This window comes from Victivallis vadensis, from assembly GCF_003096415.1.
Classification (GTDB): Bacteria; Verrucomicrobiota; Lentisphaeria; order Victivallales; family Victivallaceae; genus Victivallis; species Victivallis vadensis.
The window spans coordinates 66,461-88,690 of sequence record NZ_QEKH01000012.1 but is presented as its reverse complement, the minus strand read 5'-3'; the positions used below and the strand labels follow the sequence as shown (position 1 = coordinate 88,690).

Below are 22,230 nucleotides of genomic sequence, written 5' to 3'. Positions count from 1 at the left end.
GGAGAAAGAAACATGAGAAGCATCACGAAGATCGAACTGCAGTATGCGCACAGGTTCTACAAATTTCAGGGCGAAGCCCAGTACCTGCACGGTCACACCGGCGTCCTGACGATCGAGGTCGAGGACACTGTCGACCCCGGCGTCAACATGGTTTTCCCCTGCAATGAGATCCAGAAAGTCGCATGGGATGTGTTGAAAAATTTCGATCACGCCCTCGTGCTGCGCGAGGATGACCCGCTGCTCCCGGCCATCCTTGACGTTTACGACAAGCAGGGAATCAGAAACGGTTCTCCCAACAACAAGATGAAGGGAGCGGCCTTCAAAACCGAACTTGCGACTGCCTATCCCGACTGCCGCCTGGTCGTCACGAAAGAGACGATGACCGTCGAAGGCATGATCAAGATCGTTTACGACCTGCTGAAAGACAAGCTCAACATCGCCAGGCTGACCTTCACCAGCGGAGTCAACGCCGCCACGCAGGAGTACGCTCCGGACAAAACCGTCGACCGCTGTCCGCTGTGCGGCGTCGCGCTGGTCAACGGAGTCTGCCCGAAATGCGGCTACCGGAAACACTGACCGGTTCGCTTCCGCTCTGAACCGAAAACACGAACATCCCGGCCGGATCCCCTCCGAACCGGGATGTTTTTCATTGCCCGAAACGGGAAATCGCAGCTTTCCGCAAAAAAAACGCACCCGAATTGCTTCGGATGCGTTTTGTGCTGTAACAGCAGGAGGATGAATTACATCATGCCGCCCATGCCGCCCATGCCGCCCATGCCGCCGCCGGCGGGCATCGCGGGTTCCTTTTCTTCCTTGATGTCGGTGATCAGGCACTCGGTGGTCAGCAGCAGACTGGCAATCGAGGCGGCGTTCTGCAGCGCCGAACGGGTCACCTTCGCCGGATCGAGGATGCCGGCCTTCAGCATGTCGCCGTATTCGCCGGTCGCCACGTTGAAGCCCTCATTGTCCTTGAGTTCCTTGATGCGCTGGACGACCACGCTGCCCTCGTAACCGCCATTGGCGGCCAACTGGCGGAGCGGCTCTTCCACCGCGCGCTCGACGATCGCAGCACCGGTGGCCTCGTCGCCGCAGAGCTTCAGGTCCTTCAGCGCCTTCGCGGCGCGGATCAGGGCCACGCCGCCGCCGGCGACGATGCCCTCTTCCACCGCGGCGCGGGTCGCATGCAGCGCATCGTCGACGCGGTCTTTCTTTTCCTTCATTTCGACTTCAGTCGCGGCGCCGACGTTGATGACGGCCACGCCGCCGGCCAGCTTGGCCAGACGTTCCTGAAGCTTTTCGCGATCGTAATCGCTGGAGGTCTCCTCGATCTCGCGGCGGATCTGGGCGACGCGGCCCATGATCGCGGCCTGGGTGCCGGCGCCTTCGACGATCGTGGTGTTTTCCTTGGTGACGGTCACGCGCTTGGCCTTGCCGAGCTGGTCGATGGTCACGTTTTCAAGTTTGATGCCGAGGTCTTCGGTGATGCAGGTGCCGCCGGTCAGAACCGCGATATCCTGCAGCATCGCCTTGCGGCGGTCGCCGAAGCCCGGAGCCTTCACCGCGCAGACCTTCAGGATGCCGCGCATGCTGTTGATGACCAGAGTGGCCAGCGCTTCGCCTTCGACGTCTTCGGCGATGATCAGCAGCGGCTTGCCTTCCTTGGCGACGGACTGCAGCAGCGGCAGCATGTCGTTCAGGTTGCTGATCTTCTTTTCGTGGATCAGCAAGTAGGCGTCCTCAAGGACCGCTTCCATCGCTTCGGTGTTGGTCGCGAAGTAGGGCGACAGATAGCCCTTGTCGAACTGCATGCCTTCGACCACGTCGAGGGTGGTTTCGAGGGTCTTGGCTTCTTCGACGGTGATGGTGCCTTCCTGGCCGACCTTCTCCATCGCTTCGGCGATAATCTGGCCGATGGTGGTGTCGCCGTTGGCGGAGATGGTCGCGACCTGCGCGATCATGTCGCCTTCGACCTTCTTGGACATCTTGGCGATGCCCGCGACGACCGTTTCGACCGCCTTCTCGATGCCGCGCTTCAGCTCCATCGGGTTGGAACCGGCAGTCACGTTCTTCAGACCTTCGCGGTAGATCGCCTCGGCCAGCACGGTGGCGGTGGTGGTGCCGTCGCCGGCGACGTCATTGGTCTTGCTGGCGACTTCCTTGACCATCTGGGCGCCCATGTTGGCATAGGGGCACTTCAGTTCGATTTCCTTCGCGACGGTAACGCCGTCCTTGGTGATCGTCGGAGCGCCGAACTTCTTGTCGAGCACGACGTTGCGGCCCTTCGGACCGAGGGTGGCCTTGACCGCCTTGGAGAGCAGGGTGACGCCTTCGAGAATGCCGCGACGGGCTTCATCTGAGAAAACAAGCTGTTTCGCCATAATAAACTAAAACTCCTTTTAAAATTCAAATACGTTCAGAAACCTGAAATTCCGTCAGCCGACGATCGCGAGGATATCGTCCTGGTTGACCACTTTGTACTCCTTGTCGTCAACCTTGACTTCGCTGCCGCCGTAACGGCTGGTCAGCACGATATCGCCGACCTTCACGTCAAACGGAACCTTGTTGCCATTGTCGTCGGTCTTGCCGGTGCCGAGCGCGATCACTTTGTATTCCTGCGGTTTTTCCTTCGCGGAATCCGGGATCAGAATTCCGCCCTTCATCTGGTCGCGGTTCTCGCAGATCTCGAGGAGGACACGGTCGCCAAGCGGCTTGATGTTGACATTCGACATTTCTGAAAACTCCTTTGTTTTTGGGTTAAAGAAGCACAACGTGCTTACTCTTTTTGAAATTCAAATTTTTCCGGAAAAATTCCCCGCCCGGGCCGCCCCGGGCGGGGCTCTTCATTGATACTCGTCTACGTCCTATTCCGTAGCCGGGATTTGCTTACTTATCGTCCACCACTTCGGCGTCGACGACCCCGTCGTCATTGCCGCCGTTGCTGTCCGGCCGGCTGCCGGCATCCGCCGCCCCCTGCGCAGCTCCGGCCTGCTGGGCCTGCTGCTGGGCGGCGTACACCGCTTCGCCGATCTTCTGCAACAGCTGTTCGAGCTCCTGCATCGTGGACTTCATGCCTTCGGTGTTGTCGGCTTCGATCTCCTTTTTCAGCTTGGCGATCGCGCTTTCGATCTGGCCCTTCACATCGGCCGGAATCTTGTCACCGAATTCCTTCATCTGCTTTTCGGTCTGGTAGACCATCGAGTCGGCGTGGTTCTTGGTCTCGATCTTGTCCTTGGCCGCTTTGTCGTCGTCGGCATGGGCCTTGGCCTCGTTGACCATCCGCTCGATTTCGGCGTCGGAGAGACCGCTGGAAGCGGTGATCGTGATCTTCTGCTCCTTGCCGGTGCCGAGGTCCTTCGCGGTCACGTGCAGAATGCCGTTCGCGTCGATGTCGAAAGTCACCTCGATCTGCGGCACGCCGCGCGGAGCCGGAGCGATGCCGTCGAGCTTGAACCGGCCGATCGACTTGTTGTCGCGCGCCATCTCGCGCTCGCCCTGCAGCACGTGGACATCCACGGCGGGCTGGTTGTCGCTGGCAGTGCTGAAGATCTCGCTCTTCTTGGTCGGGATCGTGGTGTTCCGCTCGATCAGCTTGGTCATGATGCCGCCCATCGTTTCGATGCCGAGCGACAGCGGAGTCACATCGAGCAGCAGCACGTCGTTGACTTCACCGCCGAGCACACCGCCCTGGATCGCGGCGCCCGCGGCCACGACTTCATCCGGATTCACGCCCTTGTGCGGTTCCTTGTTGAAGGTTTCCTTCGCGGTCTCCTGCACCTTGGGCATACGGGTCATGCCGCCGACCAGGATCACTTCCTTGATCTTATCGGCGCTGACGTCGGCGTCGCGCATACAGTTGCGGCACGGCACCTTGGTGCGCTCAAGCAGCGGATCGCAGAGCTTTTCGAGTTGGGCGCGGGTCAGCGTGATGTTCATGTGGACCGGGCCATCCTGATTCATCGTGATGAACGGCAGATTGATGTCGGAACTCATGCTGCTGGAAAGCTCGCACTTCGCCTTTTCGGCAGCCTCCTTGAGCCGCTGCAGCGCCTGCGGGTCCTTGCGCAGGTCGACGCCGTTCTCCTTCTGGAACTCGTCGGCCAGATAGTTGATCACCGCCTGGTCGAAGTCGTCGCCGCCGAGGTGGGTGTCGCCGTTGGTGGCTTTCACCTCGAAAACGCCGTCGCCGATTTCCAGAATCGAGATATCGAAAGTACCGCCGCCGAGGTCGTAAACCGCAACAGTTTCTTCGCTCTTCTTGTCGAGGCCGTAAGCCAGCGCGGCCGCGGTCGGCTCGTTGATGATGCGGAGCACTTCGAGGCCCGCGATCTTGCCGGCGTCCTTGGTCGCCTGACGCTGGCTGTCGTTGAAGTAGGCCGGAACGGTGATCACCGCCTGGGTGATCTTCTCGCCGAGATAGGCTTCCGCATCGGTCTTGAGCTTCTGCAGGATCATCGCGGAGATTTCCGGCGGCGAATAATTGTGGTCGCCGACCTTCACATGGGCGTCGCCGTTGGCGGCTTCTACGATCTCATACGGCACGAGCTCGCGCTCGCGGCCGACTTCCGCGAACTTGCGGCCCATCAGGCGCTTGATCGAGAAAATCGTATTCTTCGGGTTGGTGACGGCCTGACGCTTCGCGGTCTGGCCGACCAGACGCTCACCGGTCTTGGTGAACGCGACGATGGACGGGGTGGTCCGGTTGCCTTCCGCATTCGGGATCACCTTGAATTCTCCGTGCTCCATCACAGCCATGCAGCTGTTGGTGGTGCCGAGGTCAATACCTAAAATCTTGCTCATAATACATCCTCCTTGAAAAGTAATTTTTTAATCATTCAAAATAACGTTTCGGATAATAGCAAAGGGCGTGCCAACTTTTCTTCTGCCGCAGCTTTTCCTCGAAAACCGCCGTTTTCCCTTTGATTGTCCCGGTATCCGGCTGTTTCCGGCACACCTTACTGTGCCATTTTGTCACACCGTGACACGCCCGGAGTGTGCCATGACACACCCCGGACAAAAAAACGGCCCGGCAGAAACCGGGCCGCAGCGACGACGTATGTTTATACTATTTCGCTTTCAAACATAGACATGAAGCCGCTGATATTCCGGATTTGATTTTTGTTTTGTCCCGCAGGGCGATACAGAGTATCGCACGAGGACACAAGGCAAAAAGCAAACCGGAAGGGCAAGGCTGGATCTATGTTTGAAAGCAAAATAGTATTACTCCAGACTTCCCATCACCGCTTTCACATACTGCGGATACTTGCGCAGGTTCGTGACCGATACGGCGCGGTCCACGCCGACGCTCGGCATCGCGGCAGCGACCAGTCCGGGCAGGTAATTCCGGATGTCGCCGGGGCGGGTCGAACAGTTCGCATTGACCGTCCAGCAGATTTTGCCCTTTTCCGCGGCGCTCATCGAATAGCGCACCACCATCCGGTTGGCCTGGGTGCTGCTGAAATTGATCGTCACGATCAGCTTCGCGGCGGATTCGCCGGCTGCTTCGGTCATGCCGATGTACTTGAGGCCGTTCACGGTATAGGCTTTGACCTCCTCCAGATACGGGGAGTTTTTCACGGCCTTGTCGGCGACCACATAGAAGGTTTTCGGATATTCGGCGTTCAGACAGGAGCTGGACACCTGCACCACCCCGGTTTTGTTCGCAACACCCGGAGCGACGTTATTCGGAATCGACGACAGCGAACTGCAGCCGGTCAATCCCAATACCGACATGCAGACAACGGCAATGCTTCCCATCCATTTCACAGTTTTCTTCATCTTCCTTGCCTCCTTGCGTAAAATAACGATTCGCGTGCGGAAACGCACCCTATAATATGGTATCATTTCAGCTGTTTTGCAAGGGCCGGGCGATCAAACAGTGGATTTTCGCCGCTCCGCCGTAGACCGGCAGCACCTCGACTACTACCCGGTATCCCTCCGGCAGCCCCGCGCCGCGCGCGATCTCCTCCAGCTCGGCGGCGGTATAGCTGCGCATCCGCGACAGGAAGCCGTCAACCAGCAATACCAGCGGCAGAACCGGAATCAGATAGGTGAAGAACAGCCGTCTCCACGAGAACGGAAACACCAGAAACGACACGCACCACAGCAGCACCGGCGACAGCAATACCGGCGGAAGTTCCGGCAGCAGCTCCCGGCGGGAATAGTCGAAGAACGCGAGCGTCCGCCCCTTCGCCGCCCCCGCGCGGAGCAGCCCGGCAATCTCCTCCGGCGAAAAATGATGCAGCGCGGAAAACATCAGATGCACGCCCGGCAGCCCGGCCACCGCCCGCTCCGCCGACAGCGGCACCGCCGCGAAATCGACCATGCCGCCTGACAACTCCTTCACCCGCGCCCAGTTCCGGTTCGGATAAAGGTCGGTCAGGGTACAGCGGATCGCGCTGTCTCCGGTCAGTTTCCGCAGTTTTCCGACCAGCATCCGGTCGTAGAGGCCGCCGCCCGCGCACAGGTCCGTCAGCCGGGATTCGCGGCTGCGCTCCAGCAGCGTTGCGATCCGCTTCACGGCGGGGTCGTAGATGTGCGAATAAAGCACGAAAAAACTCAGAAAATCGGTCAGGCCGTCCCGCAGCACGGCGGGACAGAACTTCGTCTCGTGAAATTCGCGGCAGTTCCAGCGTTTCATCACTTTTTCCTGACGATCTTGCCGCTGGCGGTGCGCGGAATCGACGCGACCACCGCGAACTCCTTCGGCACCTTGTAGCCGGAAAGCCGCGCGAAGCAGTGCCGCCGCAGCCGCTGCCGGAACTCCTCCGACCACTCCGCGCCGGGCTCCAGCACCAGCTCCGCCGCCGGAAGCTCGCCGTAGCCGGGGGTTTCGACGCCGGAAACGCGCGACTCCTTCACGCCCGGAAACGCATTGAGCACCGTTTCCACCTCATACGGAAAGATTTTCATGCCCATGAAATTGATCAGGTTCTTGGCCCGGCCGACGATGAAAAGATACCCCTCGGAATCGACCCGCCCGAGATCGCCGGTGCGGAACCAGCCGTCCGGTTCGAGTTCGGTGCGCAGCGCGAACGGCGAAAAGTACGCGTCGAACATCCCCGGCCCGCGCAGCAGGATTTCACCGACGCCGTCCGCCCCGGCTCCGTCGAGCCGCAGCCGGTACGCCTGCTGCAAACGCCCCACCGAATCGACCCGCTCCCCGGCGATGTCGTCGTTCAGGCAGGGGAGTCCGACCTCGATGATGCCGTATGCCTGCGTCAGCGGCACGTTGAACTTGCGCGTAAACGCCTCCGCCTCGGCGGCGGTCAGCCGCATCGCGGTCGAAACCGCCTGCTTCACACTGTTCAGGCACTCCGGCGGGAAATCCGGCGAACCGGTCATCAGCCGGTAGTGGTACGGGGTCGCATAGAGCAGCCGCACCGGCCGGAGCCGGAGGGTTTCGGCCATCGTGCGCTCCAGCGGCGCGCGGGCGACCGCGATCAACGCGCGGCGGCGCAGGAACAGGATGATCGTGACCACGAAGTGAAACGCCATATCCAGCACCCACAGCACGGTCTCGCCCTCGCCGATCCGCAGCCGGGTACAGGCGGCGGTCCGTTCCAGCACCGCCCGGTGGGAGAGCACCACCCCTTTGGAAAGCCCGGTGGTGCCGCTCGAAAAGCGGATGAACGCCGCCTGCTTCCCCTCCCCCAGCGCCAGCGACGCGACCGGCACGCCTTCAAAGACCGCCGCCTGAAGTTTCAGCTCCGGCGTGACCTCGAACTCCCGCCCGGCCACGCCGGGGAGCGGCTGCGACGCGATCAGCGCATTCAATTCGATGCGGCGCACAATCTCCAGCGTCTCCTCCGCCGGGACGTTCACCGAAACCGGCACGATCACCGCATCCAGCGACAGGATCGCCAGCGACAGCGCGATGTACCCGGCGGAATTTTCCACCTCCACCCCGACCCGGAAATCACGCCCGATCCCGAAAGCGCGCAGCCGCGCGGCGGTCGCATCGACCAGCCTGAACAGCCCCTGATAGGTGAGTTCGGCGCCGCCGTCGGCGACCGCGACGCCATTGTAAGCGCCGACCTCGCGGCGGATTTCAGCGTAGATATTCATCACTCCTCCCATTGCAGTTCGCGACGGATCAGCCGGAGCAGCCCGTCGGCTTCCTCCGGCCTGAACAGGCCGCCGCGCCACGACAGCACCAGATTCAGCCGATCCGCAAAGACGTTGCAGAAAATGCCGAGCGCGGGCCGGGGCGGCATCACCGGCAAATGCACCAGATTCCGGAACTCCCGCCCCTCCCACGCCGCCGGAACCGACGAGGCGGGAATCAGCGAAAACATCGCGCTGCCCGCACCGCCCCGGAACCGGCTCGCCGCCAATTTTCCCTCCAGACCGACCGGCAGAATCCGCATCAGCAGGTTCGCATCGCGGAAATCCTTCGGCAGCCCCGCGCCCATCGCTTCGAGCATCCGTCTGCGGCACTCGGCGATCCACCACGCCCGTTCCGGCGCGGCTTCGCCCGGCTCCCACCAGAGCGGCAGGCAGCTCCACTGGTTGAACCACATGTTCGGCTCCGGGTCACCCGGCAGCCGCATATCGATCGACATCGGGAAAAAGACCCGCCCCGGCGAAAACCGTTCCCGCCGCCAGAGGTCGAAAGCGCGCGCGATCAGCGCCGCCGCCGCCGTGCCGAACATAAAGGGGCCGGCGTGCTGCCCGATCTTCGCTTTGATCTGCTCCGCGTCAAGCTCCGCGACCCGGAACCGGACTCCGGCGCTCTCTCCCTCCGGATTCGGAAGCTCCGAAATCGGTTCGGCGGAGAGTGCGCGCAGCGCCCGGTTGACCCGCGTGCCGGAGCCGAACAGCTCTCCCCAGCGGTTCAGGCCGGGCTCCTTACAGCCGGGGAAAACACTCCACAGCGTTTCGTCGCCGGTGAACAACGCTTTCAGGAAAAGCTCCGCGCCGCCGCCGTCGAAAAGCCGGTGACTGAATTTGAAAGCGATCCGCCACTCGCCGCCGCCGTCGATGACCCGCACCGCCAGCGCGGCGCGGGGCGGCAGCGGCTCGTCCGCATAAATCCGCGCCGCCCTGAGCCAGTCGGAGGAGGCGACGCAGGAGAAGGCGACGGGAGCGGGCGGCCCCGGCTTCCAGTAAGGCGCGAGATGCCACGCGCGGACCCAGCGGCCGTGCAGCAGGGCGCGAGCGGCCTCCGGGATGGAGCCGAGCAAAGCGCGCACGGCCTCCGGCTCGACCCTCCCGGCGGGAGTCAGCAGCAACAGAAAATGGTTGGAACCGCCGGGGGTGGCGGCGCATTCCGCACCGAGCCCGGCGGCGACCCAGTCCATGCCGTTCGCGTAGCTTCTCCTCATGCAACTTTCCCGATCAAATTTACCGCGTTTCCGCTGTAATATAGCCTCCCCGGATGGAAAGTAAAGCAGTCATGAAAAAAAGAGGCCGTCAAATTCCGGCGGGCTGCCCCTGCGCGTTCCCCCATGAACCGGCATAGACCACCGCCCGGTCGCCTTCTCCTCTCCCCGGCACGGTATTGCCCCGGCACTCCGCTCCGGCGCAGCCCAGAAAAACGATCGCGGAGCGGGATTCCTTCAACCGCCCCCGTTCTTCCGGGGAAATCTTTTCCACGGAGAGGTCCAGCCGTTCGCCGAGATCGATCCGGCCGGCCGCCGTCGGATTGGCGAACGGCGCTTCGATCCGATTGTCGGAAACTCTGGGAGCCCGGCTGTTGAAAACCGCGATTCCGGCGCCCGCGTTGCACCGGCGGATCAGGTTGCCGGCCACGACGATGCCCTCCATGTTGACAACCGGCGTGATCCGGTCTGCGGGCGGTGCGCAGCAGCCGCACATCACCAGAATCGCCGCAAGGGCGGTATGCCCGAACGCGCAGTCCGTCAGGGTATTGCCCCGAATCACGATATTCCGGGGCATCGGCCCCTCCAGCCAGAAAAACTCCGGTTTCAGGATGATTCCGTTGAGGGCGGTGCGTTCGATCCGGTTGTCTTCGATCCGGCAGTCGGCGGCTTTCAGCAGGATGCCGCGCACATGGCAGTCGTGAAAATGGTTGCAGCGGATCACCGCGCCGGAGCCGCAGTTGTCGTAGTCGCACGCGAAGTCGCCCGGCTCCGTATCCAGCGGCCGGTCGAACCGGACCCGGCACAAAGAGCCGCCGGGAAACCCCTGAAGGCCGATCCCGAACTTCCGGCCGTAAAGCTCCCTGACCCGCCGCAATCCCTCCTGTTCGCTCCCGGCGCTCTCCTGTCGGGAGACGACCGCGGCCCGGAATTTCTCCCTTCCGTAGGGAGCGGAGAAAAAGGTCAGCTCCGTACCGGGCTGCAGACCGGTGCCGAAAGGGGTGACGATCAGCAGTTCATCTTCGGAGAGCTGTTCCAGCACCACATGAAAATAACCGTGGATGTTCACGAAATCATCCATCGCCCAGGAAAATTCGCACTGTTCGATCAGCGGTCCGCGCCGCTGGTTCATCGAGTGGAAACAGTCGGCGGCAGAAGCCAGCAGCCGGTCCGTCCCCGGACGGCGGATCAGCCGGCAGCCGCGGTAAGTGTTGCCTCCTCCGCCGTGGCCGATCTCATAAAACGCGAAACAGGGCGAAGCGTAGACCGTGACCGCCTCGAAGCACATGGCTTCGCAGCCGTCGACCAGCAGCATGCCGCCTTCATGACGCATTCCCAGCACGACCCGGTCGCCGGGACGGGGCACCCGAAGCTGGTAGCGCCAATGCCGGGCAACCGGTTCCGACACCGGAACCAAGAGATTGCCCGCCGCGTCGAGAGAAAGTTTTTCCCGCGGGACGATGAAGTCGAGATTATCGGTTTCGCACTCGCCCGCCACGTCGAGAAACATCAGCCGGAAGTGATCCTGATCCCGCTGTTCATGAAAGCGGCGGCGGAAATACTCCTCCAGCCGGATCACCAGCCGTTCTTCCCCGACTTCCAGCAGAATCCCCTGCAGAAACGGCAGTTCCTCCATGTCAAGGGCGAGGCCGGAAAGCCGGACGTTGCGGCAGTTGCGGAAATGCACGCCCGCCGTGACTTCGGGAGAGAACCAGAAGGTTGCGCCTTCCGCTTCCAGCGAAATATCCCGCAGATTTTCCAGCAGCATCCCCTCCCGGCCGGGGAAGCGGTAATCGCCGGGCGGAATGCGGACCGTGCCGGAACCGTCCCGCCCGGCGCGCCTGATCTGCTCCAGTACTTCGCGCCCGGCGGCGGCCCGGCGCTCCTTTTCGTCTTCATCCCACGCGGAAACCTCCGCAGGGAACAATTGCGGCATGTCAACCATATTTTTCATCTTGTCGAAAAAGTACTTTTCTGAGCTTTGCTGCGGTCATATCCGAAATACGGAGCATGATCCCAGCCTTGATACATGACCATCCGTTTGGGCACGGTAAGGTTATTGTAGAGTATCTGAACACCGGACGGTGGGCAGATCCAGTCCGAAAGTCCGGCGGAAATCTCTACCGGGCATTGAATGCGGCGAGCGAAATTCACAGTGTCGTAATAACCGAGTCCCCGTTTCCAGACAGGTCGCCACCCCCTTGTACGCCCCAACCCGGCGCCCCCCAGATCGCAAAACCACGGAATCTGCAGTTCGCACCGGGTCGCCTGAGGAGTGAGCGCCGCAACCGCAGCCGCCCGGAACGCGCCCTGACTGCCGCCGGATACGAGGATTTCACCACCATTCCATTCCGGCAGCGACATCGCATAGGCGACAGCTCGAAGATCCCGGAGGATCATGTATTTGAAATAGCATGTATCCGGGTCTTCGTTTTCTTCTTCCCGAAAGCCATAGGCATACAGTTCTTTGTCGGCAAGCTGCCTGTAATATTCCGGCTCGCGATTGTTTTCAATGCCGTGAGCATTAACGAAGAAAACAATGGCATCACGGCGTTCGACCGGCCGGATCGCGTGAACCGCGTAACCGTCGAACCGGATGTCGATCGGCAGAGACTTCGCGGCGGCCTCCCGGGGAATGGCGAGATAACCAACAGTCGGCCGGGGCCCCGGGGCGGCGATCTTCACATCGTAAATATGACAGTGCTCCGTTGTGTTGAAAAGCTTCCGCTCCAACACCTTTACTGGAACGCGATCGAGTTCCCGGCGGCACTTCCGCCAGAATTCGTCAAAATCGGCGGGTTCCGGTTTTCCCTGCCGGAGCTTGTCCGGCTCAACGGCGGCAGCGAGTCCATATTGAAGCGGACGCATGACGCCGCGGTCATCCCGACGGTTGATGACCGCGCCCTGCGGCGTCAGCAATGCAGCACGAACCATCATATATCCCGGCGCATCAAGGGAAGCTGTTACTTCAAGCGGCTTGTCATCGGGAACATCAAATTCCTTTTCCTCACGGCTGCCGTCGTCACCGGAGAAAAGCACCCGCAACCGTCCTGAAACTTTTTTACCGCCGTCAAGGATATCAAAACAGAACTTCATCGTTTCGCCCGGCGCATAGAGTGCATCGTCCCGGCCGCAACGACCGGTAACGACAGTCCGGGAATAATCGCCGGCGGGAAGTGCCTTTTCGATTCTGATATTGCGGAATTCCGCTATCCCGCACACATTTTCCAGACCGAGAGCAAGTTCCGCTTTGCGGACATCGGCCGGGATGTTCAGCAAAAGGGTACGGCGTGTCCAGTCGCAGGTTCCGTCGACGGTGGAAGCCTGCGGATAGTTCCGTTTGCCGTCCGCACCGGTCAGCACCAGCATCAGTTTAACACCGTTATACGGTCTTGGACGGGGTGAAACATTGTGCTGCCGGATATCCGCAGACAGAATGATCTCCTTGCCGGCCAGCCGTTTTTCATCCAGCGGCAGGAAGATGACGTCAGCCGCTTTGTCTGAATTCGCGACGGTCAGCACGGGAATGCCGTCCAGTTCTTTCACTTGAAACGCCGCCGTCAGCTTTCCGCTGAATTCCGGGGAATTCAGGTCGATCACCGGCAACGGGGCTTCGGATTTTTCCGGTTCGACTTCCGCGGCGAACGCTGCAACTTCGGGAGGAGGCGCACCACCTCCCGGCCGGGTGTTTTTACGGAAATGCTCCAGCAGCACTTTCAGGCGCGGATTGTTGAGATCCGGCGTCTCGCTGCCACGGTCATCGGAGTGTTCCGCACTCCAGCCGGACCATTCCCGATAGGCATGGTAGCACCAGTCCCAGCCGTATTCTTCGGCGATCTCCAGCAGGTCACGCAGATAGTCCGCTCCGTTCGGAGCCCAGCGGATCACCCCGAACTCGCTCATCACGATCCTCGCTCCGTACTTCCGCTGGAATTCACGGACAGGAGCGAGATAACCGCGCATCACCTCTTTATCCCACTTTTTCCCATAGAAGACACCGGGCCAAGTCTTCCGAATCCATGTTCCCCCCACCCCCTGATGAGTATAGCGCAGCGGATGATACATGTGGACATTGTAAATCAGGTTCTTCAACGGCAGCGGATGAAGAAATGCAAAAGCACGCGGTCCATTCCAATTGCTTGCGGCAATGCAGATCGGCGTGTCGGGATCGATTTCCCGGATCGCCTGCGCCGCCTGGTATTGCAACGTCAGATAATCGATTTTGCAGGGGCGGCGCTGATTGGGTTCGTTGATGAGATCATAGCCGTAGATCACCGGATTGCCCCGATAACGCCTGGCGATTCGCCGCCATGCTTCGATGAATTCCGCCGCGAGTTCTTCCGAATTGAACATGCGTGCTTCCGACTGTATTTCTCCGAGGTTTTCACTTCCTCCTGGAACGCGGTGCATATCGATCATGACCATGATGCCGGCTTCACGGCACTGACTGATGACCTTGTCGAGCGTTTGAAGCTCGCGATCAAGCGCATCAAGAAAGTTTTCCGTCGTCCGGTTCCGTTCCGCTTTCTGCTGATCAACACCCGGAATATAGATTTTCTGCGGCGAAGGGCGCAACTGCCAGCGGATCAGATTGGCATTCCATTTCGCCAGATCCGGAATGTCATTCACCCGATATCGGACCGGCGACATCACCCCGCGCATCGGCGGGAGATTGCGGAGACGTTCATCATATGCACACTTGAAATTTTCCGGCAGCGGAACGGGTGGCTCTCTGAAGAGAACCATCGGATCATAATCCTGAATTTCCACATTGCGCACTTCAAGGATTCCGGTCGAATCCTGAAGGCCGACTTCGATGGAAATCCACTCGGTATCCCATGAAATATTTTCCCGGACGGTGATGCGCTTCCAACCGTCACTGCTGCCGCTGAGCGGGGGGCAATTGCGCCAGAATTGTTTGCCGTTGACCCTCGTGTGTATCATCAGCTTGATACCGTTATGCGAAAGGGCGGGAGTACTGACGTCGGTGTATTTCACATCGAAATGGACGATCAGCGTTCGTCCGATATAATCGCGTGAATCGATTTCCGTCCGGGCGAGCCGGGCTTCCCGATCCGTAGAAGCGACGGTCAGAACTCCGGCGGAAACCGCAGCCCCCGGCGGCAGCTGCCAATTTCCCGGAAACGGCAGGCCAATCTCCGCTTTCAGCGGAAACGCGACAAGCATCATCAGACAGAGCACGCCGGAAAGAGAAGCAAATTTCATAATTACGGCAACCTCCTTAAAGCTCTTCGACAAACTTGAAGAACTTTCCCATGTCATATCCCCACCACCACGGAGCCTGGCTTTTCAGAATCGTGGCCTGCGCATGTTTCCTGACGGACCCGTCCGCATGGAGAAAAGTCGCACTTCCGCCATGATATTCTCTCACATGAGGTTGATAGAACGGCATGTCCCCGGTACTGCGGCAATAGAGCAGTACCTGACGGCGGCACATACTCCAGGAAGGCAGCTTGCCCGCATCCAGCCATCCGGCCGCATCATATTGGTCGCGCGTATACATATAATCACTTTTCCCCCAGAAATTTGATTCTGTATCCGGTCCTTTCCAGGCGGGACAGGTGATGTTTTTCGGACACTCCTGGCGATTCGGAACATTCATATTATTTTTTTTACCACCGAAATAATTCAAACTCAGCGGGATACCGATCCCAACCCCTTCTGTGGCCATTACAGAAGATTTGAACCTCATCGGCTCACTGTATCGCGGCGGCAGTCCATTATAATCATCCGCATATTGAAGCAGCCCATATCCAAGCTGTTTCAAATTGCTGAGACAGTTGGACACTTTGGCGGAAGCACGCGCCCGGTTCAAAGCCGGCAACAGCATTCCCGCAAGAATCGAGATGATGGCTATCACTATCAACAATTCAATAAGTGTAAATTTTCTTCGCATTTTTCCATCCTTTTCTGCCATGTTCTTCCCGCTGATTACAGGGATAACAGCCTGTTTTCGCAAAACAGTCCCAACTGCTGAAAAATTTGCACACGCCATCAACGTCCTCTTGTCATTTATGTTTTTTGCATTTCCATTTCAGGAATGTTATGTTAATATTATGGACTGAAACAAAGCAAAAAGCAAGCGGGGTAAGTTGCGTAAAATGGTAGTTGAAAATATGTTTTCCGGTATCGAGGTTCCGACGCGGATCGTCTTTCGCGACAACCGCAATTACAACGACCGGATCGGGATGGGAATACAGAACAAGACCGGGCCGGAGGATCAGGTGCCGGCTCCGGCCTGCTTTTCCTTTTTTTCCGTCTCCTGGCTGGCGCGCGGAAACGGCAGCTACGAAAACAGCCTCACCGGACAGTGCCGGCCGCTGGCCGCCGGATCCGTTTTCCTGCGCCAGCCGGGCGTGGAGCATCGCGTCCATGTGGATACCGGAAGCGGCTGGCTGGAATACTGGCTCCACCTCGGAAATTTCGCATGGCCGTTTTTCCGGAATTACCTCTCGCTGCGCGACGACAGCCTGACCGGGCAGTTCGCACCGTCCCCGGAGTGGTTCAGCCGTTTCGACACGCTGATGGACCGTCTGGAAGCCTCGCCGGAAGACGCGCTGCTGGAACGCGCGATGGAGCTGTGCATGTTCGCCGCCGACTGCGTCCGCCGGACCCGCGGCGGCGGCGAGGAGGAGGATATGATTCACCGCGGCTGCGAATTTCTCGGCACGAACTTCGCGGAAAACCGCGACCTGCGCACCTTCTGCCGCAGGAACGGCTGGGGGTACGAACGGTTCCGCAAGCTCTTCACCGACCGGGTGGGAATCTCGCCGAACCGCTATCGGATTCAGCGGCGGATGGCGGCCGCCCGGTCGCTGCTGGCGCAGACCTACCGTTCAGTCGAAAGCATCGCCGGAGAACTCGGCTACTGCTCCGTATTCGATTTTTCCGCTAAATTCAAGGCGTACACGGGACTGTCCCCCTCGGAATTCCGGAAAAAGGCCCGAGAACCCTACAAAGACTTCTTTCACGTCCCCCTGAACCTGATCCGGTGAACTGGCCGGTCACTCCGCGTCCCGCGCGATCCTCGCCGCCAGCGCCTCCGGCGACTCCACATCCGTCATCGGCAGCCCTGCCGCCGCGTAGTCCAGATTCCACTTCCGCCTGATGAACAGCAGCAGTTCCACAAAACCCAGCGAATTGATCCGGTTCACCCCCAGCGGCGCCCCCGGAGACAATGTCGCCTCCGGCGCTCCCGTGATCACCGAAATCTCCTCCATCAGCGCCTTCAGCACTTCATCCTGATTCTTCACAGCATCGTCTCCCCGTCGCCGCGCCACGGCTCCCGACGGCGCAGCGTCAGCACGCCGCCCGCCTCCGCCCGCTCCAGCGACTCGAAAAATTCCCGGCTTCCGCCGAAGTAAAACAATCCCGGCCCTTCCGCCGCCGTCCGGTCGAGTTTCAACTCCCCGTACCGGTTCTCCGCCGGGTCGAGGCTCAGCAGCAATGCCGCAGCACCCTCGCGCGGCTCCGCCTCGAACCGTTCCGGCCACAACTCATGGGCGTGCTCCGTCAGCAGCGCCCGCTCCTCCGCGCCGATCACCAGCGCCCGGCGGCACAGCCCTCCGTCCAGCAGCGTCCGCGCCAGCTCCAGCGCCTCGAACCACACATCCTCGAAGCCCGCCAGCGCCAGCGTCGGCCCCTGAATCTGCAGCGCCACCCCGACATAGGAGGCGGCGGCGTTGTGCACCGAGTGCGAAAAACGCGTCGGCAGAATCTGGTCCTCCGGGTAGTCGAGGATGTCGTCCAGCGTCGCAAACGTGGTGCGGTGCGGTCCGAACGCGGTCGCGGTCACCAGCGCCGTGCCGGTTCCGGCGACCTCCACGCCCTGCGCCGCCCGCACCGCCGCGCCGACCACCAGCGCCGTATAGCGGTCCGCCCGGCGCAGCGAATAGGCTTCGCGAATCCGTTTCAGCTCCGCCGTATTCAATTCGGCGGCGCCCGGCGCCTCCGCCGGTCCGAACAGGCATTTCGATGCGATATACATCACGGTATCCTCCCGACCGCCAATGCGGTATTCGAGCCGCCGAACGCCAGCGAGGTCGAAAGCGCCCATGCGCCGTCCGTCGCGAAATCCTCCGTCAGCGGCGGCACCGGAATCTCCTCCGACGGCGTCCGGTAACCGTGATTTTTCACCGCGCGGCGCGCTTCGAGCATCAGACAGCAGAAGATGAACTCCAGCGCCCCGGCCGCTCCGAGCGTATGGCCGGTCATCGACTTGGTCGACATATACTTCAGTTCCGGCCCGAACACCCGCGCCAGCGTCTGCGCCTCCACCCGGTCGTTGGCGGGCGTGCCGGTGCCGTGCGCATTCACGAAAGCGATCCTGGCCGGAGTCAGCCCGGCACTCTCCAGCGCCTGCCGGACCGCCCGTTCCAGCCCGATCCCTTCCGGGTGGGGCTGGGTGATGTGGTAGGCGTCCGCCGACTTGCCGAAACCGCCGACGATGAATTTCCGGCCGATCCCGCGCCGTTTCGCGGAGCCGGGCGACTCCAGAATCACCACGCCCGCCCCCTCGCCGAGGTTCAGCCCGGAGCGGTCCGCATCGAACGGGCGGCAAGGCTCAGCCGAGCAGACGCCGAGCGCGTGAAAACCGTCCAGCGGCACCTGATTCAATTCGTCCGCGCCGCCCGCGATCGCGAGGTCGCACACCCCTTCGCGAATCCACAAGGAGGCGATCCCGACCGCGTCCGCGCCCGAAGTGCACGCATTCGACACGGTCAGGGCCGGGCCTTCCAGCCGATAGCGGCGGCGCACCCATTCGGCCGGATCGCCCTTCACGTAACTTCTGAACGCCTCGCGCGGCGCGGCGCGCCCGGCGCGCAGATCGGCGTAAAACGGAATGTTGTTCAACTGGCACGCGACGGTGGTGCCGATGCAGACGCCGACCCGTTTTCCGGCCAGCTCCTCCTCCGTCAATCCGGCTTCCCGCAGCGCCTCGTCGAGCGCGAGCCGCAGCAGCTCCATCGTGAAACCGCCCGCGATGCCGGGCGTGCCGGGCAGCGAGGCGATTTCAAAGACCGGCAGTTCCAGCACGGTCCCGAACCGGCGCGGCAGGGCGGGACGCGGCGGCGGCGCAAACAGCCCCGCCCGCGTCGCTTCCACTCCGACTCCGACGGCGGAAACCGCGCCGAAACCGGAAACCCCGACCGGAATCACTCCCATTACTGCATGCTCCTCGCCTGCACGAAGTCGCTCAACGTCGCAAAGGTCGCGAAGATTTCACGCTTCTGATCCACATCGCGCTGCGGGATGTTATATTTGCGCTGAAGCATGATCACGATCTCGACCGCGTCCAGCGAATCGAGGCCGAGGCCGGAGCCGAACAGCGGTTCGTCGTCTTTGATCTCCTCCGGTGCCTTCTCCTCCAGTTGGAGCCATTCGATCAGATTTTTCTTGAATTCCAGCCGGAATTTCGCAGTAGCTTCGTCCATATTTTTCCCTCACGTTTGTCATTCAGCTATTGTAACACCGTTTTGCCGTTTTTTCAATCCGGTTCGAAGCGGAATACCTGATACGGATAGCGCCGGGCCATATTCTCCAGCCCGCGCGCATACTCCGCCATCGGCGCGGCCAGCTCCTCCGGCCTGACCCGCCGGTCGGGATCGCCGGAAACCCGGATCACATCGCCGAAGCGGAACAGCAGTTCCGAGCAGTCCGGCTCGAATGCGATGAAAAGCGGCACCACCGGGCAGCCGCTCCGCGCCGCGACCAGCCACGGCGAAAGCGGGAACTCCATCGCGCCGCTGAAAAATTTTGCGGGGCGCGACGCACCGCCAGCGACCCGGTCGCCCATCACGCAGACCACTTCGCCGCGCCGCACCGCCTCGATGCACTCCAGCAGGCCGCCCATGAAGCCGTCCGCCGGAATCAGCTTGAACTGATCCGCGCAGTCCGGCACCGCCATGCGCTTGTCCAGCTCCGCCTTCGCGTCGGGCTGCGCCAGCAGATTCACGGTGCGGCCGAACCCCGCCAGCCCGGCCAGCGCCGCCTGCCAGCAGCCGAAGTGGCTGGTCACCATCACGAATCCCCGGCTCCGGTCGGCCAGCAGCGCCGCCATGCCGTCGCGGTTCTCCGCGCGGTGCGGGAACTTCCAGCCGTGCGCGCCGATCCAGCCCGCGATCAGCAAGGCTTCGCCCTGCGAGGCCATCAGCCGGTAGCAGTGCAGCCACCGCGTGAAACCGCGCGCCTCCGGGAAGCGCAGTTGCACATACGGCAGCGCCGCCCGGTTCGCCCTCCGGTCGAACAGCGCGTAGAACAGCACCACGAACCACACGAAATTGCACGCGTGCTTCAACCCGAACAACCGCATGAACACCCGGAAAAACCGGATTCCCGCCGAGCTCCCCCGCGTCGCGCTGAGGTTCTGCCGCTCACTCATCGCCCCGCCTCCCGGCGAGCAGCCGCGCCGCCGCGAACACCGCGACGAACGCCGCCGCCGCGAACACCGGCGCCAGCACCAAACTGCCGAGCAGCCACTCCCAGAGCCGGTACGGCATCTCGCGCACCACGGAGTCGAAGGTCAGCTCCGTCCACCAATGGCCGTGCCGCAGATAGTAGCCAAGTTCGATGCACAGAAACGGCGTCAGCGGCGGCATGAAAAGGTTCTGGATCGCCAGCGCCATGATCTTGTTCAGGTTCAGCCGCACCGTCACGTACAGGATCGCCAGCGTGTGAACGCCCGGCAGCGGCAGCACCGCAAGAAAAGTTCCGACCGCCGCCGCCGCGGCCAGCCCGCCCGGCGTCGCGTTTTCGCGCAGCAGCTGCTTGAGGAAAGCGGCCGGATGCAGCAGCACGCCCCACCCCGGCCCTTTCTCCGGCTTTGCTTTCGCGATCCGCTTCGCGTTCCACGGCAGCAGCCGCAACCCGACCAGATGGACGTGGATCAATGAAATACGCAAGTTGTCCAGCCACGGCCGGAAGTGGCTGACCCGTTCTTCCCGCGCCGGATAGTGCACCCGCACCGGCACCTCGCGCAGCTTCAGCCCGCCCCAGATGCAGCGGGTCAGCACTTCGGTTTCAAAGTTGTAGTGACGGCAGCGGAACCGCAACTTCGCCAGCGCCGCGACCGGATAGGCCCGGAACCCGCTCTGGCAGTCGCCGCATGACGCACCGGTTTCGACCTTCAGCCAGAAGTTCGCGAAAGCACGCCCGAAACGGCTGCCGCCCGGCACGTTGTCCCCCTCGAATTTCCGGCAGCCGACGACCAGCAGGTCCTCCTGTCGTTCCAGCAGTTCCAGAAACGCCGGCAGGTCCTCCGGGTAGTGCTGGCCGTCGGCGTCGATCGTGATCATATAGTCGGCCTTCTCCCCTTCGAGGAACGCGAGCGCGGTCAGGATCGCAGCCCCCTTGCCCCGGTTGCGGCCGTGAATCAGATAGCGCACGCCCATGCTTTCAAGCATCTCGTAAAACCCGAGCGGCAGGTCGGTGCTGCCGTCGTCCACGACCAGCACCTGCTCCATCTGCGCGCGGCAGCGGCGGACGACGTCGGCGACAGTCGAGCCGTTGTTGTAGACCGGGATCACACACCAGATATTGTTCGGCGACGTCCCCATTCAGTTCCTCGCCAGCTGGAGGTTGCGCAGCTTCACATAGCCGAATTTGTGGATCATCTGCAAGTCGCGGTTGCGGCTGCCGGGCGGATAGACGCAGAACCGGCTCCCCTTGAATCCCTCCAGAAGCATCTCATGGACGCGGTCGGGATCGAGGCCGGGCGCGAAGTAGTACAGTGAACCAAGCCCGTCCCAGTCGGGCGCGACTTTCCCCTCGCGGCGGGCGACGTCGACCAGCGGCGCGCCGTCCAGCACCCGGATTCCGGAAAACGCGATCGAGTAGGCCGGTTCGATTTCGCGCAGGTTGCGGATGCCCTCGGCGACGGTTTCGTAAGTCTCGCCGGGGCCGCCGAACATCACGCTGGTGGTCACGCCGACGTTGAGTTCCAGCAGTTTCCCGCAGCAGCGCCGCACCTCGTCGAAAGAGAAAGCCTTGCCCAGCCCGGCCAGCGTCGCGTCGCTGGCGGCATCCACGCCGAGGTCGACCGCGACCATGCCGGATTCGGCCATCCGTTCGAGGTCGCCGTCGCGCAGCCGGGCAGGAGTCACGAAGCCGGTCCACGGCACGGTGAGCCTGCGTTCGATCATCGCCTCGACCAGCGGCACGTAGCAGCGGCCGGGATCGTTGAACACCGCATCGACGAAATAGAGCATCGCGTCAGGCCATTCGGAGCGGATCCGTTCGATGTCGCGCAGCACCTCATCGAGGTCGCGCAGGCGCATCTCATGCCCCTCCAGCATCGGGTAGGTGCAGTAGGCGCAGCGGAACGGGCAGCCGCGCTTGGTCTGGATCGGGATGATGTGGGTCTCGCCGTGGTAGAAGCCGGCGATTTCCGGCGAATACAGCGGCGGAGCCTGCCGCTCCGACTTTTTCCGGTAGACGCCCGGCGCGGGCCGTTCGCCCCGGGCCAGCGCGGCGGCGAGTTCCACCACGGCGCTTTCCCCCTCCCCCGCGACGCCGTATTCGGCCCCGGTCAACTCAAGGATCCGCTCCGGGTAGAGCGAATAGCCCGGCCCGCCCAGGATCATCGGCGCCGCCGCGAGCGTGCGCAGGAAACGGATCACCTTCACGCTGTCGCGGATCAGTTCGTCGTCGTCCGCGCGGCTGTCGATGTTGTCGAGATTGCGGATGCTGACGCCGATCAGTTCGGGACGGAATGCGGCGACCCGTTTCGCGACCTCCTCGCGGTACTTCTCCGGCCCGAACGGCATCGGGTCGAACTGCTCCACCTCGTGTCCGGCAGCGGCTAGCGCCCCGGCGATCACGCTCATGCCGAGCGGATAGACCGGATACGGGTCGGAACAGAAATTGGCGGCCGAAAGCAGAATGCGCATCC

The 22,230-nt window shown here is 61.8% G+C and carries 19 protein-coding genes; 2 read left to right on the top strand and 17 right to left on the bottom strand.

What is annotated here, in order from left to right; genetic code table 11:
• Positions 1–12 precede the first annotated feature (12 nt).
• Positions 13–576, top strand: coding sequence for a 6-pyruvoyl trahydropterin synthase family protein (locus tag C8D82_RS08855; RefSeq protein WP_116883919.1), 564 nt, complete (start codon positions 13–15; stop codon positions 574–576).
• Positions 577–740: 164 nt separating this feature from the next.
• Here the strand turns inward: C8D82_RS08855 and groL are convergent, their stop codons facing one another.
• From groL to C8D82_RS08805, 10 genes are all read right to left on the bottom strand, one after another.
• Entirely contained in the window at positions 741–2,378 is a 1,638-nt protein-coding gene (gene groL, locus C8D82_RS08850; RefSeq protein WP_133245121.1) for a chaperonin GroEL, read from the bottom strand.
• Between the two features lie 54 nt (positions 2,379–2,432).
• A complete protein-coding gene (locus C8D82_RS08845) occupies positions 2,433–2,729 on the bottom strand; it encodes a co-chaperone GroES (protein WP_116883917.1) in 297 nt (98 codons plus the stop codon).
• A gap of 154 nt (positions 2,730–2,883) precedes the next feature.
• Complete coding sequence (dnaK, locus tag C8D82_RS08840) at positions 2,884–4,797, bottom strand: molecular chaperone DnaK (RefSeq protein ID WP_116883916.1); 1,914 nt, start codon at positions 4,795–4,797, stop codon at positions 2,884–2,886.
• A gap of 420 nt (positions 4,798–5,217) precedes the next feature.
• Positions 5,218–5,775: a hypothetical protein gene (locus C8D82_RS08835; RefSeq protein WP_116883915.1), complete on the bottom strand. Its 558-nt coding sequence runs from the start codon at positions 5,773–5,775 to the stop codon at positions 5,218–5,220.
• A gap of 67 nt (positions 5,776–5,842) precedes the next feature.
• Complete coding sequence (locus tag C8D82_RS08830) at positions 5,843–6,637, bottom strand: hypothetical protein (RefSeq protein ID WP_116883914.1); 795 nt, start codon at positions 6,635–6,637, stop codon at positions 5,843–5,845.
• Positions 6,637–8,064 carry a class I adenylate-forming enzyme family protein gene (locus tag C8D82_RS08825; RefSeq protein ID WP_165832956.1) on the bottom strand — a complete coding sequence of 476 codons (1,428 nt, stop codon included), beginning with the start codon at positions 8,062–8,064 and terminating at the stop codon, positions 6,637–6,639. Before C8D82_RS08825 ends, C8D82_RS08830 begins: the two co-directional genes overlap by 1 nt.
• Entirely contained in the window at positions 8,064–9,323 is a 1,260-nt protein-coding gene (locus C8D82_RS08820) for a hypothetical protein (RefSeq protein WP_133245120.1), read from the bottom strand. Before C8D82_RS08820 ends, C8D82_RS08825 begins: the two co-directional genes overlap by 1 nt.
• 88 nt (positions 9,324–9,411) lie before the next feature.
• A complete protein-coding gene (locus tag C8D82_RS08815; RefSeq protein WP_116883911.1) occupies positions 9,412–11,274 on the bottom strand; it encodes a right-handed parallel beta-helix repeat-containing protein in 1,863 nt (620 codons plus the stop codon).
• Positions 11,271–14,546, bottom strand: a complete 3,276-nt coding sequence (locus tag C8D82_RS08810; RefSeq protein WP_165832955.1) for an acetylxylan esterase — start codon at positions 14,544–14,546, stop codon at positions 11,271–11,273. Before C8D82_RS08810 ends, C8D82_RS08815 begins: the two co-directional genes overlap by 4 nt.
• Positions 14,547–14,562: 16 nt before the next feature.
• Positions 14,563–15,258 carry a type II secretion system protein gene (locus C8D82_RS08805; protein ID WP_207776096.1) on the bottom strand — a complete coding sequence of 232 codons (696 nt, stop codon included), beginning with the start codon at positions 15,256–15,258 and terminating at the stop codon, positions 14,563–14,565.
• A gap of 199 nt (positions 15,259–15,457) precedes the next feature.
• On the opposite strand from C8D82_RS08805, the gene C8D82_RS08800 reads away from it, so the two are divergent.
• Positions 15,458–16,336, top strand: coding sequence for a helix-turn-helix domain-containing protein (locus tag C8D82_RS08800; protein ID WP_165832954.1), 879 nt, complete (start codon positions 15,458–15,460; stop codon positions 16,334–16,336).
• 9 nt (positions 16,337–16,345) lie between these two features.
• On the opposite strand, the gene C8D82_RS08795 is transcribed toward C8D82_RS08800, so the two are convergent.
• The 7 genes from C8D82_RS08795 to C8D82_RS08765 are packed head-to-tail and all read right to left on the bottom strand — an operon-like array spanning position 16,346 to position 22,228.
• Entirely contained in the window at positions 16,346–16,594 is a 249-nt protein-coding gene (locus tag C8D82_RS08795) for a hypothetical protein (RefSeq protein ID WP_116883908.1), read from the bottom strand.
• Positions 16,591–17,328, bottom strand: a complete 738-nt coding sequence (locus C8D82_RS08790) for a beta-ketoacyl synthase chain length factor (RefSeq protein ID WP_165832953.1) — start codon at positions 17,326–17,328, stop codon at positions 16,591–16,593. Before C8D82_RS08790 ends, C8D82_RS08795 begins: the two co-directional genes overlap by 4 nt.
• On the bottom strand, positions 17,328–18,506 hold the full coding sequence (locus C8D82_RS08785) for a beta-ketoacyl-[acyl-carrier-protein] synthase family protein (RefSeq protein WP_116883906.1): 1,179 nt from the start codon (positions 18,504–18,506) through the stop codon (positions 17,328–17,330). Before C8D82_RS08785 ends, C8D82_RS08790 begins: the two co-directional genes overlap by 1 nt.
• Positions 18,506–18,775, bottom strand: coding sequence for a phosphopantetheine-binding protein (locus C8D82_RS08780; protein ID WP_116883905.1), 270 nt, complete (start codon positions 18,773–18,775; stop codon positions 18,506–18,508). The genes C8D82_RS08785 and C8D82_RS08780 overlap by 1 nt, the downstream gene beginning before the upstream one ends.
• A gap of 53 nt (positions 18,776–18,828) precedes the next feature.
• Positions 18,829–19,722 carry a lysophospholipid acyltransferase family protein gene (locus C8D82_RS08775; RefSeq protein WP_116883904.1) on the bottom strand — a complete coding sequence of 298 codons (894 nt, stop codon included), beginning with the start codon at positions 19,720–19,722 and terminating at the stop codon, positions 18,829–18,831.
• The gene (locus tag C8D82_RS08770) at positions 19,715–20,896 is read right to left on the bottom strand and encodes a DUF2062 domain-containing protein (protein WP_116883903.1); all 1,182 of its coding nucleotides are present in this window, start codon (positions 20,894–20,896) and stop codon (positions 19,715–19,717) included. The genes C8D82_RS08775 and C8D82_RS08770 overlap by 8 nt, the downstream gene beginning before the upstream one ends.
• Entirely contained in the window at positions 20,897–22,228 is a 1,332-nt protein-coding gene (locus tag C8D82_RS08765) for a lipid biosynthesis B12-binding/radical SAM protein (RefSeq protein ID WP_116883902.1), read from the bottom strand.
• Positions 22,229–22,230 lie beyond the last annotated feature (2 nt).